Below are 17,920 nucleotides of genomic sequence, written 5' to 3'. Positions count from 1 at the left end.
CAATCATCCTTTCCTGGTAAGTGATTAGACGGAAAAACAAGTAAAAGGTTCTACCTATTTTAAAAATTCCAACTTCCAAGATATAAGTTTAATTTACTTTTTCTTAAAAAGAAACCATAAAAATATGAATATTATAAATGCAACAAACTCTAATGATAGAATATAGAACGGATATGGCCCAAGGAAATCCAACAAACTTCCTCCAGTTGGCTTCCTTTGTAGAAACATATAGTTTCCGTCCACCAGCGAGTTAATCCAAAAAACAAATGGCAGCAAAATATTTAAAGCAAGCATCGTTGCAAGAATTCCCTTAAATGTCGGTCGATATCCTTTCACCCAAGTAAAGTAGAGCGCTGTCAGTATAATCCCCGCATGTGTATAAAAAAAATGAAAATATCTAAAGTGCGGGTAATTCATATCCAATACAGGAGTAATCATGGCTTGTATTGCACCACCTATGCCTGCATAAAAAACAAACTGGTAAACGAAACGGTTACCCGTCCATAGTAGAACGATTGTCAGTAGAAGGCTAATACTGCATAGTTCAAGAGGCAGTGAATTCCTTAGCTCCCATCGGTCTGTTTGAATGAGCCAAATATGATATACAATATCCATCCCTAATAACGACAATCCAAATAGACGTTCCACACGAAGAAGTCCTTTCTCCGATTTTAGCCATCGATCCCTTGTGAAAAAAAGAATAAGTATGAAAAGAATAAATGCAGCTATCGCACTCCAATGCTCTACCGAAAGCATGATAAATCGCTCTTCCAACTAGCTCACCACCCGTTTTTATTACTATAATACTATTCGGGTTAGCTGGATGATTTTCCTTTTATCTATTTGGTGAGGATTGATATTTTATGGGCACCGACCGATTATTCGTGTGAACCGACCGATTATTTGCCGGAACCGACCGATTTTGCGGAAAAACCGACCGATTATTGGCAACAACCGACCGATTCCTAATTTTTGATGTGCTGTTTTATGGTAGCTACGATTTCTGCAACACTTAATGTGCCGTCCACTACTAAATCAGAATTAGGCATTATCGTTTTTAGCATTTCTAGATATCCCGCTCTCCCACCAGCAATGTAATTTTCCATATCTTTTATAATTTCCTCTACAGATTTCCCCTGAAAATCCCTCAACACTCTACGTGCCATTGCAACATCCAAAGAGGTATCTATAAATACAGTCATATCAATATAGACGCTCCCTGCCGTATGCATTTTGGCGAAAGGATAATCTAACACAATATAATCTAATGGTTCTTCAATTAAATTTATTAAGTCCTTTTTCAAAGGGGCTATATCCCACTCATCATAATTAGCCCCTCTTATTATCCATTCTCCAAAATTATGTGGTCCTTCTAAATTATAATCATCAAAAAAGAGTGCCTTAGAATTATGCAATTCTTTTGTTAGTTGTTTAACTACCGTAGTTTTCCCTCCGCCTGAGACTGCTGCAATTGATATGACAAATGGTCTTTTTCTTTTATTCATTTTTTCTCCTTAAAATTTCATATTTCATTAAAGCTAGAGGTTGATTGACCATACTTAGAAAAAAATCAATTAAAAAGCACATCTCTATACTCACTTTCCTTTGATTCTATTTCTAAAAATTTCTTTGCTAGTTTCAAATAAACCGAGACTGTTAATCGAAATTTATACCTTCGACATCACACCTCAATCTGAAAAAGAATTGAATACTTTCATGCTCATTTTTGATAGGTTCCTTGAGTTTCTGCAATGTTCTTTTTCCTACTCGTCTATCTATCACCGCAAGAATTTTTATAATCATATCAGCTGACTTTAAAGACACTTCAATTGGTGTATTAAAGTACTCTTCCAATGCATCAAAAAAATCATATTGTGCTAAGATGCCTTCTTTTTTAATTATATTATGAGCCTGCAATCCAACTTCCCAATTTAACTTTCGATTATCAATATCATATTGGATATTTTGTTTCTCTCTAATATCCCATTCTTTAATATGCATTGTTCTTTCAGCAGTAATTGTGCACATACTTAATATTTCCTTTTTGTCGACTGTAATAACAGCTCTTCCCAACTGGTCATGTGCTTTGCGATAATTAATAATGTGAAAATCAATTAGATCTTTTAATGAATCACAAGTAAAACTTTTCAAATGTTTTTTTACTTTACTCCATTTCGGACTATACATTTTATACCCCTTTATCTTATAGACTTCTCTTTACAGCAATCATCAATTTAAGTGTAACATTTCAAATACGGTACTCCCTTATGAAATTAATTTTAATTAAGCTATCAAAAAAGAGCATCGCTTAATAGCGATGCTCTCCTTTGGAACTAGACTTCTAGTTCCCAGCGTTCTTGTTCATCTTTTTTCATTTTCTCTTCGATTTCTTTTGGCCATGTAGTACGGTATTTGTGGTTATCTGCCGGGATGATCTCAATCATTTTATCAATCATGTCCCCTGGGTCATATTGATCCTTCAAGGATTCTTCCTGCTCTTTCATGTCTTCCTTCTTCGTGAAATGTTGTTCTTCGTTAAACCATTTATATTTTTCCTCTGCACTTCGATCGTTAAAGCCTGTATCGTACGGGCCAGGATTGATTGTGGCTACCTGTACACCGAATTCTTTAAGCTCCTGCTGCATTGTTTTCGCAATTGCTTCCACTGTATGCTTAGTTGCCGTATATGGTCCTACATATGGAGTAGCCGATAGACCTGCTACTGAGCTAAGGAAAACAATTTTACCGCTCCCTTTTTTCACTAGCTTACGTGCTGCAATTTGTGCCGTTTCTAAGGTAGCAAACACATTTACCTCGAACAATGCACGAAAACGATCCATTGGCACCTCTGCAAGTGGTCCACCTTCATTAATAGCGGCATTTGCTACAAATATATCAAAGTCGTAGTCTTCCATTTGAGCCCGATCTCTCGCATTAGTTATATCTAATTTAAAAATTTCCATATCTAAGCCTAGATCTCTAGCTTCTCTAAGTAAATCCGTTTTTTGGGAAGTCGTTTCGGTGGTTGCAATCAAGCGATGCCCTTTTTTAGCTAGTCCTATAGCAGTACCTCTTCCAAGGCCACTTCCGGCTCCAGTGATAAAAATTGTTTTACTCAATTGTATTCCTCCTAACAAAATAGTAGTCTATTTCTTTTCTTCCCTTTACAGACTAACTAAAACATATATACATAACAGCTACCGACCTGAACCAATTCCTCTTAACTCCATTTATTCACCATCACTCGGTCATACTGATAACGTCTAATAATAATGCTTAGCTTTTGATGCCATTCATTACAAACTCCCTTAGCCTCTTCGTATTCCTCATATTCCTTGTACTCCTCTTTATAATCTTCCAAGTAGGTAAAGTAGTGAATCGGCTGCGATAAATCATCCGTGACGATTTTAAAGCAAAGATTGAATTCTAGCTCCTCTTCCTCGTCTTCTTCCTCATACTCTTCTTCTAGTTCTTCATTTTCCTCCTTATCCTCTAACTTAATAGGACTACTAAGTATCCCCTCTTTAGGGAATACGGAAATCGTTTTTCCGTCTTCTATTAAGGCTGCCTCTAATACTTTATTAAAAGATATATCTTTTATTTCAAAATCACTTCCTAGCTCGTCTCTACTAGCTATATAGAGAATTTCCGTGACCTCATTTATGAGTAAAGCATTGAGATTATTTGGTGACACTAGTTTCTGAGTATGTGGAATTTCGTCTAGAATCTCTTCTGTGATTCTTCTATTCACTTCATTAATCTCTTCATTTCTCCTCTTCCATTCCCAAGTCCCCCAGAAAAACAAGGCAACTGAAATAATTAAATATAAACCTATCGATCGCATATGATCCATTGAAAAAGTCAGGAAAAAATAAATAGCGCTAAGTAGATAAATTACGAAAATTTTCATATGCACTGCCCCTTATTTTTAAACTTCTTATATAGACTTTATTCGATAGATTATCAATTTATACTTCTAATCTCATAGTTAATGTTACAAAGAGACAAAGTGATACAATTTATGTAAAATTAAGGAATAAATATTTTTCGCAAAGGGGATATCACGATGAAGGAGCTTGTAGTTTATCAAAGTAAAGGAAAACAATTAAAGTTTGTTTTTCTTGCATTAGTCATGGTTGCAGCTAGTTTACTAGTCTTCCTGACGGGAATTGGGAACCAAGATTCAAGGAACATTATTTTTATCGCTATTGGTATATTAGGAATACTATTTTTCGGTTTCTGTCTTTTGTATATAATTAAAGATTTCATTGTTGGAAAGAAAATACTTGTTGTGAATGAAAAGGGGTTTTATGATTATTCCTCGGCAATTGCTAGTAAGGATTTTATCGGATGGGAGCGTGTCCAGGAATTAGGTACATACACGATACAAGGACAAGTATTTATAACTGTCTTTTTATTCGATGGTGATGAGTTTATAAAATCTCTACCAGCCATGAAGAGGACGGCGATCAAGGCTAATATAAAACTAGGTGCTGGTCATATTAACATCAATACACAAGCAGCAAAAGGAATTTCTAGGGAAGAAATCCTACATGAGATGAGCATTTATTTCGATGAATATTTAAGAAAATCTTCCATAGTTACTGAGGAAATTAGCATTTAGTAAAGCATATGTTTTTCATGAATAAAATTAAAAGGCATCCTTTGATTTTCTAGGGATGCCTTTCATTTTGCTTTATAAATATTTAGACATTGTACAGCAATTCTAATGTTCGCGATTGATAAGATAGTTTAAAAAGTGTTTTAAGAAGGTTGTATCTATAGAAACATTTTGAAGAGCATCCATAGCTAGACAGTAGTTATCCCACATTTCTATAGTGGCACCCTCCTGACCCATAATAGAAACGAACGTCGTGCTATTGTTTTCTGCATCTCTACCTAGCCCTTTACCGAGTATCTCTGCATCCCCTTCCACATCGAGCAGGTCATCCTTAATCTGAAAGGCGATGCCAGCATAACGAGCAAATTTCTTTAGAGCAGCAATCTCTTCTTCATTTGCTTTGGCCAAAATTGCAGGCATTACCAAGGCGGCTTCAAATCCTATTCCTGTCTTATAAAAGCTTAAGGTATTTAACTGCTCCCTCGTAAGTGTTCTATTTTTAGAGTCCAAGTCCATCGCCTGACCTTTACACATTTCAGCTATTGTGTGGGAAGAATATTGAATCATCTGTAGCACAGTATTTGCATCAAATTGTTTTAAGTTAGTTTGCTCCTCAATAGCTTTTTGAGTGAGGAAAAGACCTGTCAACTCCGCAACAGCTACGTTATAAACTTCATGAAGAGTAGAGCGTCCGCGTCTTATTGGAGCATTATCCTGAGCTGGTAAATCGTCAAATATAAGAGAAGCAGTATGAAGATATTCCAATGATTTTAGTAGTGGAGCAATAGATGCTTCATCTAACTTGTAAATCTTCACTCCCATAAACCATGCTACGATCGGTCTTAGCCTTTTACCATCTCCTTCTAAGCTGTAATTGGTCGCTTCAGTTATAGAGTCTTCGAAATCGGTATTGTTAGAAGAAGTAATAGACAATGTCTCGTTAATTTCATTACGAACAATTTTTATCGTATTAGAGAAATCCTCTCTTTCTTTACTTTCACTCTTTAATACTGTAATCATATGATCTCTTAGTAATTTATCAAAGAAGTCGACATCATCTGCTTTTCGAACCATCTTTTGTAGGAGCTTATTAAAACCTGGTGTCCCGAAACGAAAGAGATCCATAATTTCTTTGTATTTACTTTTGCCTACCCGCTTCTTTAACCGTTTAAGTCCATTAATAGCTCGATCTAATATTACTTCTCGTGTTTGTTCGTCGGAATGATAGACATTATGAATTAAATTACTAATAACAGCCCAATACAATTCAAAAGGGTTAATCAGGTCTGGACGTTCTTTATGATACTTTAAATAATACGTATAAGGAGTCACTGCTCCGTCCTTCATATCTTCGAACATATCAGCGAAATCATCTGAGAGCTGATTATAAATACCATAAAAAAATGTACGGTTATCCATCTCTTGATTGTCTGAAGTACTAAGGACTGAACGAACAATTAGCCTTGATGAGGAGGCTTTTAATATAACTGGTATGTAAAGCTCCTGATTAGTATAGCTCGAATCCATTAAACTCTTATCACGATCCACTTCCTGCGAATGAAAAAACACATACGCTTGCTCAAAGAATTTTTTCCTTGTCTCAGGTCGCTGATTTTGCTCAATATACTGAAAAGCCTCTCCAAGCTCTTGGTGTATATAAGTTATCAACTCTGCATTTTCGCCAAGCCACTCTCCAAGTACAGGCACAATACCCGTAGTGAGTGTTGTTCTTATTAAATTGGCATATTGTTTTTCCTCTTCGTTCGAAAGTATTTTGGCATCTAGCAAATCATCAATAAATGGATAGGTCAATCCATAGGAATAACCCAGTCTTATTGCCTTATCGAGCCTCTTAGAACGCTCTTCAGGAGATACATCGCTGTCCATCTCTTCAATTTCTTGCATGATAACCCCTGCTATAATTTTAACAAGTTTTCGCTGTGCGTGTTCTGCATCCATTCCTTTGGGGATATGTTTGGATACTTGCTTTAGCTTGTTTATTAACCAAATATACGTTAACTCTACATTTTCCTTTTTAGCCATACGGTATAATTCGACGACATTAAACGCTTGTGCTTCCTTGTCTTCCCCGCTTGAATTCGTCAGCTTATCCTTTAAGCTACTTACTACATCCGAAATCCTGTCTTGAGTTTCATGAGAATCAAGGGATTTTCCTAAATCACGGAGAAAAATGTATGAAATGCTTCGATTTAAGTAACTGTCTAGCTTACCTCTGTAATTTAAATACTGTATGTAATGGTTAAAATCCTTCGTATCAGCATTTCCTTTTGTTTTTGTAAAAAGGGAAAGGATAGGATTATTAACATGATTAGATTTCCAAATCCTTATATCTTCCGTTAAAAGGGGGAGATAGGTTTTTTCCTTAACCTGTATGTGAAGCTCATCAAAATATTGGGCGGCTTTCTGATTGGCTTGCCTATAGCATTCATCAGCATTTATTATTGAGTTTAATTGAATATTCATCTGTCACCTTCATTTACTTTTTTTATGATTTCCTAGTAATTATAACCTATATTTCATTCTCAGTTTTCATCTAGTTACTTACAATTTATTCTTAAGGTTAACCCCAAATGCCTAATTTTAAATGGATAAAAATAAGAAGGCAGCTACCTCCTAGAGTAGCGACCTTCTGACTAATCATAAGCTTACCTTCCAAGAGCATAATGAGAGTAAATATCCTCTTGTTCCTCGTTCATCTCTCCCATGATTGTATAATTAATTCTTTTCTCGAATAAATCCTTTGTTGCTAGGAAAGCATCATACGAACAGGTTAGGGATTGCAGATTCGGAAGTCCCTTTAAGGCAGAGTAATCGTCCATTACTTCAATCCTTAAATCCTCAATCTTTGTCATCCCCTTTAGAAAGTCTAAATTGTTCAATTCTACTTTAGTTATATCAAGAGATCGTAAATTCCTAACCCCATTTATCTCCTCTATGCTTTTCGTTTTTATCCCAGACAGATTGAGGTGACTTAGCTTTTTACAAAAGGTCAATGGAGACAAATCGTCTATCGTCAAATTTTCTAAAGAAAGCTCTTGTAGTAAAGGTAACTCTGCTAAAACAGAAATATCCGTAACCTTTGTATTACCAATAGATAGTTGCTTTAGCTCCTGAAGCTTTCTCAGGAACCCTAAATCACTTAGAGGAGTTTTCGCTAGATAGAGACTTTTTAAATTTTGTAATTGAGCAATCGGTGTAAAGTCTATAATCTCTAGAGTACTGGCAATCAACTCTCTAACGTTTGGAAAATATGCAAGCGGTCTGAGATCAGTGATATTCGAAGGAAATAACCTTAGTGTAGTGATATTACCTAAATCGCGTTCTTTGATAGATGGGATGCCAAGCTTTGCAGTAAGAAAAGTTGTCCAGCTTTCGTCTAGTTCAAGAGTATCCTCTTCCCCTCCCATAGATCCTTTATATGGCCGTTTCTTTAAATCATCAAAAAAGTGACCATAATCTCCCCATATGACATAGGGACCGTCTTCTTCCTCTATTAAAGAACAGTTCCCAACCTCAAATTGTTGAATGAGGAGCTCTAGTAATTCCTCAAAGCTGTCACTAATCACATACATTTGCCTCTCATCTCGACCAAAATTGATAATCTGCCCGACTGTTCCATTCACCCCTGGTGCAAAGTCCATAGCCAGATAATTTCCCCCGTAATCGTAGGCAATAGGTATCCATCCAGGATGAAAGGCTGCTTCTTGGATTGCACCTTTTTCAAAGGAAATGACATCTATAACGGACTCCTCGTAATAGGTTTTGTACCCTTTCCATTCCGATAACATCTCTCCGATGGAATGCCAGGTTAAGCCAAACATGAATCCAAGCTTTTTTTCTCCGTTATGAACGGAATAGATCGACTTAAAAGCTTCTGGAAATATGTAACCTGTTTCTAGCTCCAACCGATGAATCTCTTCTTCGGTTGCCCCTTTGTTTAAGTATTTCTCCAAATTCGGTATATAGCTTTCTACTCTTGAAAAAAATTGTTCTCCCACTGCCTATCCCTCCTCTTATCCTATTAATCCTTATTTTACCATTAAACTGCATTTATCCTAAAAATGAAAAAACCCACCTAGCAAAAGCTAAGTGAGCCGTTTAAATAATATATTCTTGTAATTATTCTTTATTAAACCAAAGCTCTTCTTGGTCATCCTCGTCACCATTATAATTAATGAAAATCTCTTCTCCAGCTTTTATGTCTGTATACGCATAAAAATCGAATGTCTCGTTTTTAAAATTAATCTCGTAGGTAGCATTTGGCTCGTATGAATGATTAAAAAGCATTCCATAGCCAAGCAGGATAGCAGATCTTCCAATACCGTATTCAAAGGCATAATCACCTAGTGTAGTTTTTTCTATATACTTATGTTGCTCGTTTGGATAAGAAATGACCGGGGCTTCATGTAAAAGCTCACCTTTTTTAATATCTCTAGTTGCAAATAATCCTCTGTTAAATTCGCCATCACTTACTTCAGACTTTTTTACTTCAATCATGTAGTTCTCCTATTCACGTTAAAATTTACTTATTAAGGATAACATTAAAAACCGTATCTGGCTCTTATATTAGTCAATTAAATAATCGGGATTAATTGTAAGCCAATCCATGAATCAATTTCATCATTTCTTTTTATACAATATCAAAGTAAAATGAGCCAGGAGAAAATATCCTAGCTCATTTTGATGTTTATTTAAAATCAACTTTTACCTTTAACCTAGCCTATCTTTAATTTACTATGACCGTGTTAGCCTCTTTCTTATTTCTAAAGTAATTTATAATGAATATTCCCGCTACAATAATTGTCCCAATTACCGTTGAATATGTCTCTGGAATAATCATGCCTAATGAGGCTGCACCTAAAATGAGACGTTCTATAACATTTAAATTCGTAGTAAAATATCCTTCCATAGCAGCACTTAGACCTAATATGCCAACAATAGCTGTAAAGGATACTAGCATAATTGTGCCGATAGAGGCCATCGGGAAGTCTACTGCATTTGCTGCAAGATTTGATGTATCAACCATTAATAGTGCTGGCTGATAAGCAAAGAGGAACGGTACGATAAAGCCTGCAATCGCTAGCCGTACAGAAATAAAGCTCGTGCGCATTGCGTTCCCGCCAGACAATCCAGCAGCTGCAAATGAAGCTAATGCAACAGGTGGTGTAATGTTTGCGAAAATACCATAGTAGAAAACAAATAAATGCGCTACTAATATTGGCAAGCCAAATTCAGCCAAAGCTGGCGCAGCCATTGTTGCCGTAATAATATATGCTGGAATAGATGGTAATCCCATCCCTAAAATAATTGATGCAATCATTGTTAAGAATAACGTTATGAATAAGGAACCTGCACCTAATTGAGTAATCGCCGCTGTTAAAGTTGATCCAAAGCTTGTTAAGTTCACTACAGCTATGATAATCCCTACAACACCACATGCTACAATTGTGGAAAGCGCCTGTCGTGTACCTTCTTCAAGAGCAGTAATAATATCCTTTATGCCCATACGCGTACTTTTTCTTAACCAAGATACCGCAATCGTTATTAAAATTGTGTAAAATGCTGTATTTGCTACAGGAACGCCTGAACCAAGCATCCACACTAAGGCTACGAGCGGAATCATTAAATGACCGCCTTCTTTTAATACCTCTTTCATACGTGGAAGGTCCGGCTTTGGAATACCCTTTAAGTTTGAACGCCCAGCTCGAAAGTGAACCTGTGCTAAAGAGCCTAAAAAGAATAATAGTGCAGGAATAGCTGCAGCTAATGCGATTGTACCGTACGATATACCTGTTGTTTCAGCCATGATAAACGCACTCGCGCCCATTACTGGAGGTAAAATCTGTCCACCGATGGACGAGCTAGCCTCAACTGCACCCGCAAAGTTTTTCTCGTAACCGATCTTTTTCATCAGGGGAATTGTAAATGCACCAGTTCCTACTACATTTGCTACGGCAGAACCGTTAATACTTCCCATGAATGCACTTGAAATAACTGCCACTTTTGCTGGACCACCTTGTCGATGACCCGCAAGTGCTAGCGACAAATCATTGAAAAACTGTCCCATCCCTGACTTTCCGAGGAACGCGCCAAATAAAATAAACAAGAAGATATATTGTACAGATGCACCAATTGCGGTAGAAAATAGCCCCTCTGTTTTTGTATAAATCTGACCAAAAATATCCCCAAAGTCAAACTCACGTGTCATCATAATACGCGGCAAAAACTCTGCATGGCTAAAGAAGGGATAGGCTAAAAATATGAGTGCTAATATCGGTAATATTAAACCTGTCACTCGTCTAGCACCTTCTAGTACTAGTAAGACGGTTAAAATTGACATCGCAATATCCATTGTATTTGGTATTCCGCCGCGTGTTGTCATAATATTGTCGTACTCTACGAACAGATAAATAAATGACGATAGGCTCAGTGCAAAGAAAACCCAATCATAAATAGGAATTTTAGTGCGATCTTGATTCTTGAATGTCGGATAAATTAAAAATACTAATCCTAATGCAAACATTAAATGGATACTTCGCATAATTAATGTTGGTATTGGATTAAAAGTCGCATATATATGTAGTAAAGAAAACATAACACCCATAAAGCTGATTAAAAATACGATGCTCTTGTTATTAAATTTCCTGACTTTCGCATCACTATCATATTTTTCAAGCACCTTCTGTATTTCTTCATTTGATATTTCTTCTACGATAGGTTGCTTTGTGCTAGTTACACTCATAAAAATTCCCCTCCTAAGTACTGCCATATGAAGATTTTCTTAACTGAAATTAAGACTGTGTCATACGTCTCACCATAGTCATAGATTTTAATTTCCTTATCATCAAGATAAATCGTACTATCCACATGTTCTGAAATAGTGAGATTTAACTCTTTGTAAGGTTGATTGATTTTCATCTTTACATAGCCGTCCACTAACTCTACGTCTTCAGCAATAGAGGGAACTCCTGCACCAAAGGTTTTAAACTTCGTGCTCTCTAATAGTAATTGTTCTTGATCTATTTCGTAGTGCTCTATCCATTCTTCTTTTTCTACGGAATGAATCCACCCTAAATCGAATTGTGTAGTCTTGGCATATACAATTCGGTCGGAAAATTCAAACACTAAAACAGGAAAACGAATGAAAAAAATTGCCAGGAGTATAAGTAAAATCCCTATACTCCCGAACAATTTTTTATTGCTCATCGTAATAACGTTTTGCTCCTGGGTGAAGATCACCGATTATACCTTCTTGTGCACCTTCAAGTGATATATCTCCAGCAGCTTGGTGAGAGTTTACTAGCTTAGGTAAACTTTCGAAAAAAGTTTTTGTTAATTTATATACATCATCTTCACTTAAATCACTTTTTACAACTAATGCATTCGGTACGGCAGCTGTAAATACAGGCTCTGTATTGCTATATACATTGGCAGCGATTTCATAAGAGATGAAATATGGATGTTCTTTTGCAATTTCTTCTACTTTTTCTGGACTAACTGTCACTAAAACAATATCAGTAGTTTCAGCTAATTCCATAACAGATGCGTTTGGAATACCACTTGTTAAAAACGCAGCGTCAATTGTACCTGCATTTAAACCATCTGCCGCTTCGGCATAGCCTAGGTAATCTACTTTAATATCATCATACGTAATGCCATGACCATTTAAGAGAGTACGTGCATTTACCTCTACACCAGAGTTTTGATCCCCTACTGCTACACGCTTCCCTTTTAAGTCTTCAATTGTTTCAATCCCAGCATCTGCTTTAGCTATAATTTGTACGACGTTGGGATACAGTGTAGCCATTGTGGAAACGCCTTCAATTGGCTCTTTAAAGCTAACTTCACCATTGATTGCCTGTGATAAAGCATCACTCATAACATAGGCCATTTCTATTTTCCCTTGTGCCATTAAATTTAAGTTTTCTACAGAAGACCCTGTCGTTTGAGTACGAGAATTGACATCATACTCCTGTGTATAGATGTCAGCCAATGTTGTACCAATAATATTATACGGACCTGATGCTCCGCCAGTTGCGATTGTTACGATGTTAGTAGACAATCCATCCTCTGATGAACTTTCCCCTGCACTACCACCATTTTCTGTGTCATCCCCACACCCTGCTAAAAGAACCCCAGCAAATAACAAACTTGAAAAAAACGATAGTTTTTTCTTAGAAATCATTTATTAACTCCCCCTTATAAGATAATTATATATTACAAAAATTGCGAAATAAAGCTTTTTACTGACAAATCTAAATATACAATTATTAAACCTTAAGTTCTATGCACCTGATATTGTAAAGCTCCACGAAAATTGGCGGAATTGAAGTGAGAAAATAAAGATATCCTATTGTTGCTTATTTAGAGTAATATTCTAATCCTAAACAACTGCTTTCTGAGCTGACTGCCTACAATTTTGACTAAAAAATATTAGAAAAGCAGCAAAGGGCTAGAAGTATAATTCTACTTCTAAGCCCTTTTCATTTTTATAATGTATTTACAGCTACCTTTTATAGCAAATTAGTCTTCCTGTAGTCGCCTCAATACCCGCAATTACTTGCTTCTTTTCTTTACTACGTAGTTTATATTGAAGGGTCTCATATGGCTGGTCCGAATCATAATGGACTGTCCATTTAAGACAAGCATCTATCTGGTCAAAAGATTTATGTAGCAAGTTAGTTGTTATAACAGGCTTTTTAATAAAGTCTTTTAACTCTTCTATTGTTACCAGAGGGGTTGTACATGCTTCTATTAATCCCGTTGTTCTATTTACTATTATGGAAATCTGCTCTGCTTCGATTCTCATTCCGTTTCCATTATGAATAGGGAATTCGAAGATTGCTCGGTTTGCTTCATTAAACGAAGGTTCTTTCAGTTTGTAAGATAAGTAAGGAATAAATGATTCAAAATAAGTAACGATAAATTGACAAGCAATTTGCTTACATTGTTCATAGTCAAGTTGTAAGGCACCTGTACGCTCCTTAAACCAAACAAATTCCTTAAGCTCCTTTGTTTCTTTATCATATTTGAACTTCACAGTATTTTCTGTCATATTATGTAAATACGAATCTAAGGATGTATCTTGAAATTTCTCACTAGCTTCATCTTGCCAGACTTCCCATATATCATTACCTTTTTCCAATTTCCGTTGAAGGTTCATTGTATCAGGAATACCAATAATTCTTCTTATGGTAGTTTGTTTTTTACCTGGTTGCATATTTGGGAAAGGAACTATTTGGTTGTCGTCTTGATCCTTCTCTTCTGGAAAATCCACGTCACCAGTACTGGCATTGAATGTATGTAGCAAAGAATTATTTTCATATATTTGGTATATACCTGCTTTCTCAATGTCATACATGTCCTCAGAAAGATAACAAAGCTTTAATTGCCAATCTCCTAATTTAACATACCGATTTATAATATTACTCTTTTTGATTATATTAGATGGGTAGTCAGGGGGTGTCGTTGTATATCCCTTATAATAGAATGTGATAATTTCTCCGTTATGGCTTACCTCAATGAAGGTTTGGTGCTTTTGCAAAGGATAACCATGAACATATTGTGCGAATACAAATGCTGTTCGGTCTTCCTTTTCTGTTACTTCCAAAAGCGATAAATAATTTAACGCTTCTTTATACTGTGCTATTAAAAATTGTTCTGCCATTAGCTGTTGTTCCTGTATAGTCACTCTAGCAGCTCTCTTTGTTGGATTAATCGCCAAGGCTAATAATTTGCCGTTTACATCCAACGTTACACCCACGCCTTCTTCCATCTCCTCCCCAGTCCATAAGTAATAAGCTCTATCCTCTTGATAATCTTCTATTTGTAAATCTAAATGTTGCGGAATATCTACAAAGGTAATCGCTAATTTTGATAGCTCTTCTTTTAACAATTTTTCCAACCCCTCTTTTTTGTATGGCAGATGGCTTGACTGTTGTAGATTTTGTTTTAATAAATGCCTCCCACGATATAAATGAATCTTTATAGTATTAACCGGTTTAACGAGCATACTACTAATCTCTGCGATGGAAAAATGATAGAAATAATATAAAACAATAGCCGTTCGGTACTCATATTTCAAAGTAGCTAATGCTTCATACAAAGCTTCAAAGGAAGAGTACTCTGAATTTGTAACCTTTTCTTGTTCCATCTTCTTCACTTCAATTGCTAAAGTTCGCTTACGCTTACTTAAATAGGCATAACTCTCATGAATAAGAATTTTAAAGAGCCATGTGGAGAAGTAATTCGGTTGATTAAGCTGGTGAAGCGAATGAAATGCTTTAATAAACGTTTCTTGTACCAAATCCTCCGCATCTTCTCTATTTCCTGTATATGTATACGCCTTCGCTAGTAGACGAGGTCTTTCTAGTTTTAACAATTGTGCAAAGGCTTCAGAATCACCATTTATTGCTTCCTTTATAAGTTGGTCCATCTTTTCTTCCTCCCTCTGTATATTTAGAGTAATATTTTAAGCTAAAGGTTTCACTTAAATAATTTTTCATAAATATTTCATTCTATATTATCTTAAGGACTATGAGATATTAATAAAAAAAAGCCATGTTAAAGGAGGGTTGGTTTATGGTGCAACAACCCAACTCAATTTCATCATCTATTTACGTTCTTAATAGCCATTAAAAAGTTACTTTGTTTATATTTACAGTCCCTATAAAAAAGTAATGTTAGTCAAGACCAACCAATAACTTTAACAAAGCTAAAAAAAAACGAACCCCTTTAAAAAGGATTCGTTCATGATAATGGTAAAAACCAAATATAGCTAAGTGTAAATCGTGAAATACTAAAGGAATTCGAAAAAATCTATTCTATGCTTTCTAATTTTCAATCCCTGCAATTCCAAATCCTCCAGGTCCAGCATGGGTAGAAATCATGGCGCCGGCCTGCATCCATGTTATATTTTTAAAGCCTGCTTCCTTGGCTATTTTATCTATTCGACTCTTAATACTTTCATCGAGTCCGATAGAGTAAATCAGGTATAGCTGCTGTCGATCAATATCGTATTGGTTCAAATAATCTTCTATGAGCTTTTCCGCCACTTTACTCATATTCCCACGGTATTTTCTAGTTGAAACAAGCTTTCCTTCTTTTAATTCAATGCATGGCTTAATTTTTAGCAAAGACCCTCCAATGTAAGCCATGTTACTTACCCGTCCACCTGATCTTAGAAAGTCTAAACTACCTGGGATGAAAGCCAGCTTTGTTTTTGGAACCACGGTTTCTATTTTTTCTATGAGGCTAACATGATCTATGTTAGGTTCTTCCTCCAGTAAGGCGGCCGCATACAACACAACTGCGCCTAGACCACCTGTGACATTTAACGTATCGACCAGGTAAAGGTTTTCAAAATCCTCTGCTGCAATTAGTGCACTTTGAAAGGACGCTGATGCTTTTGACGTATATCCAATATGAATAATGATACTCTCAGGAAAGTTTGTTCTAATTTTTGTAAACAACTCTTGATACTCATGTACATTCGTTGCTGTTGTAGATGGAATTTTTTTTGTGCGACTATGATAATCGAAGACATCCTCTACAGGCAGCTCCCCATCCAAATAATCTTTCCCATCCATGACGACATGCATCGGTACCACTTGAATTTGATATTTTTCCACCAGGTCCTCCGGTAGATCCGCTCCACTTTCTGTCGATAAGATAATTTTTCTCATAATACATTCCTTTCAACTAAAGTAGTCCTTACAGCGTACTTATTAATTTTCACTTAACCTAAATATACACTAAAAGGGTAAATTATACAGTTAAATAATCAGAAGATTTTAGACAATATTTCAATCTATTTTGTCTAAAATTCATCTATGATACTAACCTGTACCCTTTTGTTCATAAAGATAAAAGCAGATCGTCTAGATATGCATTTTAGCACTTCTAGACGATCTGCTTTTTTGTATCATAAGCTTTTATTCTATTAAAGTAAAAACAGCACTAATCAATAGAAATGATACTGCTGTTATAAATTTTTCCATCCAATTCAACAACGGAAATTTTTTTGCCTGAAGGACTCCATTTGGTTTTCACATTTCCAATGTCTTGAACAATTTGTATGGATTCATCAGATGTTACTTCATATAGGTGTAATCCACTTTTTTCTTCACCGTTTATGATAGAGCTTGACTGATATACAATCATTTGCTGATTCGGAGACCAGGAAGCACCTGTCACATCAGAACCTTCTGCAATTATACTTTGTATATTTCCATCGGTATCTGCTATTATTAACCTTTTCGTATTCCCTGTTGTCTGCGTAACAAGTAATTGCTTTCCATCCGGAGATAGTGTGATTCTTTCTGCATTTTCCAATGGAAGTTTCTTTTTTTCTTTGGTGTTCCAATCCATCTTATATACTTGAAAGGAAGGGTTTTCTGTTGTTATATAGTAGATTTTTTCTTGCATTTTATGAACATTAAACAACTGCTCCTCCTGAAGCTCGGCAATCGGAGTTACATTCCCCTCCGTATCAGCCATAACTGCACCACCCGCATAGGAAGCACCGATTACGTGGTTCTCGTCAGTCCACTCAGCGGTATAGACACTACCAATAATATCCTCGGTAACAAGCGTTTTCTCCCCTTCCCCTAAACTCATCATATAATAGGCGATATCTCCAATAGAGTTTTCATAATATAAGAGGTGTTTTTTATCCGGAGACAAAGTTGCCCCACCGAGAAACATATCTTTTTGAGCTTTAATTGTTTTAAATTCTTTAGTATCCAAATTGTACACGTATATACTTCTAGGATAGAACTCTGCATTTTCTAACAAACTCATTTTTTCAAATTCCTGGTTTTCTTTTGCAAGAACAACAGTATGCTCATCGATCCAGTCGGTAATTTCCATTCCCTCATAATTTTCAATTTTTCCAATGGAAATTGGGTCTACTTCGTTTTCGTTGCTTTCGTTTTCACTATCTAGAACACCGTTCCCTGGCTCTTCTAAGTCTGTTTTGTTTTCCTCCTGTTCGTCACTGCAAGCATAAAGAGTTAATACGACTAATAAGAGCGTGATAGTGAAAAGTATTAATTTTTTCATTTGAATCATCTCCTTAACTATTATCCTATGCAACAACCATTCACTATCTACAAATGACTCATTAAAATAATGTAACTTTACACAATAAACAAACTTGCTGTAAACTGCCATTTTAGCAACCTTTTTTGACATTATATGGTAATCAATAAGAAGTGTCAATTTTACATTCTCCGCCCAACTTTTCTCTAAACCAAAAAAGACGACCCTTCAACTGTC

15 protein-coding genes are annotated in these 17,920 nt (G+C 35.9%); 1 reads left to right on the top strand and 14 read right to left on the bottom strand.

Annotated features, from left to right (window positions below):
- Positions 1-93: 93 nt before the first annotated feature.
- The 5 genes from M3627_RS15695 to M3627_RS15675 all read right to left on the bottom strand — a co-directional run bounded on the left by M3627_RS15695 (position 94) and on the right by M3627_RS15675 (position 3,910).
- Positions 94-774 carry a YwaF family protein gene (locus M3627_RS15695; RefSeq protein ID WP_251556474.1) on the bottom strand — a complete coding sequence of 227 codons (681 nt, stop codon included), beginning with the start codon at positions 772-774 and terminating at the stop codon, positions 94-96.
- Between the two features lie 191 nt (positions 775-965).
- On the bottom strand, positions 966-1,505 hold the full coding sequence (locus M3627_RS15690; protein WP_169360409.1) for a nucleoside/nucleotide kinase family protein: 540 nt from the start codon (positions 1,503-1,505) through the stop codon (positions 966-968).
- 151 nt (positions 1,506-1,656) lie between these two features.
- Positions 1,657-2,187: an SF0329 family protein gene (locus M3627_RS15685; RefSeq protein ID WP_169360408.1), complete on the bottom strand. Its 531-nt coding sequence runs from the start codon at positions 2,185-2,187 to the stop codon at positions 1,657-1,659.
- Between the two features lie 146 nt (positions 2,188-2,333).
- On the bottom strand, positions 2,334-3,119 hold the full coding sequence (locus M3627_RS15680; protein ID WP_169360407.1) for an SDR family oxidoreductase: 786 nt from the start codon (positions 3,117-3,119) through the stop codon (positions 2,334-2,336).
- A gap of 101 nt (positions 3,120-3,220) precedes the next feature.
- Entirely contained in the window at positions 3,221-3,910 is a 690-nt protein-coding gene (locus M3627_RS15675; RefSeq protein WP_169360406.1) for a hypothetical protein, read from the bottom strand.
- A 156-nt stretch (positions 3,911-4,066) separates the two neighbouring features.
- On the opposite strand from M3627_RS15675, the gene M3627_RS15670 reads away from it, so the two are divergent.
- A complete protein-coding gene (locus M3627_RS15670) occupies positions 4,067-4,624 on the top strand; it encodes an STM3941 family protein (protein WP_169360405.1) in 558 nt (185 codons plus the stop codon).
- A gap of 102 nt (positions 4,625-4,726) precedes the next feature.
- Here the strand turns inward: M3627_RS15670 and M3627_RS15665 are convergent, their stop codons facing one another.
- The 9 genes from M3627_RS15665 to M3627_RS15625 form a co-directional block, all read right to left on the bottom strand.
- Entirely contained in the window at positions 4,727-7,105 is a 2,379-nt protein-coding gene (locus M3627_RS15665) for a polyprenyl synthetase family protein (protein ID WP_251556471.1), read from the bottom strand.
- A 182-nt stretch (positions 7,106-7,287) separates the two neighbouring features.
- Positions 7,288-8,640 carry an SMI1/KNR4 family protein gene (locus tag M3627_RS15660; protein WP_251556470.1) on the bottom strand — a complete coding sequence of 451 codons (1,353 nt, stop codon included), beginning with the start codon at positions 8,638-8,640 and terminating at the stop codon, positions 7,288-7,290.
- Positions 8,641-8,761: 121 nt separating this feature from the next.
- Positions 8,762-9,139, bottom strand: coding sequence for an SET domain-containing protein (locus M3627_RS15655; protein WP_251556469.1), 378 nt, complete (start codon positions 9,137-9,139; stop codon positions 8,762-8,764).
- A 229-nt stretch (positions 9,140-9,368) separates the two neighbouring features.
- On the bottom strand, positions 9,369-11,384 hold the full coding sequence (locus M3627_RS15650; RefSeq protein WP_251556468.1) for a TRAP transporter permease: 2,016 nt from the start codon (positions 11,382-11,384) through the stop codon (positions 9,369-9,371).
- The gene (locus M3627_RS15645; RefSeq protein ID WP_251556467.1) at positions 11,381-11,767 is read right to left on the bottom strand and encodes a DUF1850 domain-containing protein; all 387 of its coding nucleotides are present in this window, start codon (positions 11,765-11,767) and stop codon (positions 11,381-11,383) included. Before M3627_RS15645 ends, M3627_RS15650 begins: the two co-directional genes overlap by 4 nt.
- A gap of 70 nt (positions 11,768-11,837) precedes the next feature.
- The gene (locus M3627_RS15640) at positions 11,838-12,827 is read right to left on the bottom strand and encodes a TAXI family TRAP transporter solute-binding subunit (RefSeq protein ID WP_251556466.1); all 990 of its coding nucleotides are present in this window, start codon (positions 12,825-12,827) and stop codon (positions 11,838-11,840) included.
- Between the two features lie 321 nt (positions 12,828-13,148).
- The gene (locus tag M3627_RS15635; protein WP_251556465.1) at positions 13,149-15,077 is read right to left on the bottom strand and encodes a sigma-70 family RNA polymerase sigma factor; all 1,929 of its coding nucleotides are present in this window, start codon (positions 15,075-15,077) and stop codon (positions 13,149-13,151) included.
- Positions 15,078-15,474: 397 nt separating this feature from the next.
- On the bottom strand, positions 15,475-16,326 hold the full coding sequence (locus M3627_RS15630) for a DegV family protein (protein WP_251556464.1): 852 nt from the start codon (positions 16,324-16,326) through the stop codon (positions 15,475-15,477).
- Between the two features lie 274 nt (positions 16,327-16,600).
- Complete coding sequence (locus M3627_RS15625; protein WP_251556463.1) at positions 16,601-17,704, bottom strand: TolB family protein; 1,104 nt, start codon at positions 17,702-17,704, stop codon at positions 16,601-16,603.
- Positions 17,705-17,920 lie beyond the last annotated feature (216 nt).

It is taken from the genome of Psychrobacillus sp. MER TA 171 (genome assembly GCF_023713305.1).
Classification (GTDB): Bacteria; Bacillota; Bacilli; order Bacillales_A; family Planococcaceae; genus Psychrobacillus.
The sequence above is the reverse complement of the archived record's forward strand: the minus strand, read 5'-3'. Positions and strand labels throughout refer to the sequence as shown.

Excerpts from the sequence above, each read along its gene's own strand:
- M3627_RS15690 (WP_169360409.1), bottom strand. The coding sequence starts at position 1,505 with ATGAATAAAAGAAAAAGACCATTTGTCATATCAATTGCAGCAGTCTCA.
- M3627_RS15685 (WP_169360408.1), bottom strand. The coding sequence starts at position 2,187 with ATGTATAGTCCGAAATGGAGTAAAGTAAAAAAACATTTGAAAAGTTTT.
- M3627_RS15675 (WP_169360406.1), bottom strand. The coding sequence starts at position 3,910 with ATGAAAATTTTCGTAATTTATCTACTTAGCGCTATTTATTTTTTCCTG.
- M3627_RS15670 (WP_169360405.1), top strand. The coding sequence starts at position 4,067 with ATGAAGGAGCTTGTAGTTTATCAAAGTAAAGGAAAACAATTAAAGTTT.
- M3627_RS15665 (WP_251556471.1), bottom strand. The coding sequence starts at position 7,105 with ATGAATATTCAATTAAACTCAATAATAAATGCTGATGAATGCTATAGG.
- M3627_RS15655 (WP_251556469.1), bottom strand. The coding sequence starts at position 9,139 with ATGATTGAAGTAAAAAAGTCTGAAGTAAGTGATGGCGAATTTAACAGA.
- M3627_RS15650 (WP_251556468.1), bottom strand. The coding sequence starts at position 11,384 with ATGAGTGTAACTAGCACAAAGCAACCTATCGTAGAAGAAATATCAAAT.
- M3627_RS15640 (WP_251556466.1), bottom strand. The coding sequence starts at position 12,827 with ATGATTTCTAAGAAAAAACTATCGTTTTTTTCAAGTTTGTTATTTGCT.
- M3627_RS15635 (WP_251556465.1), bottom strand. The coding sequence starts at position 15,077 with ATGGACCAACTTATAAAGGAAGCAATAAATGGTGATTCTGAAGCCTTT.
- M3627_RS15630 (WP_251556464.1), bottom strand. The coding sequence starts at position 16,326 with ATGAGAAAAATTATCTTATCGACAGAAAGTGGAGCGGATCTACCGGAG.
- M3627_RS15625 (WP_251556463.1), bottom strand. The coding sequence starts at position 17,704 with ATGAAAAAATTAATACTTTTCACTATCACGCTCTTATTAGTCGTATTA.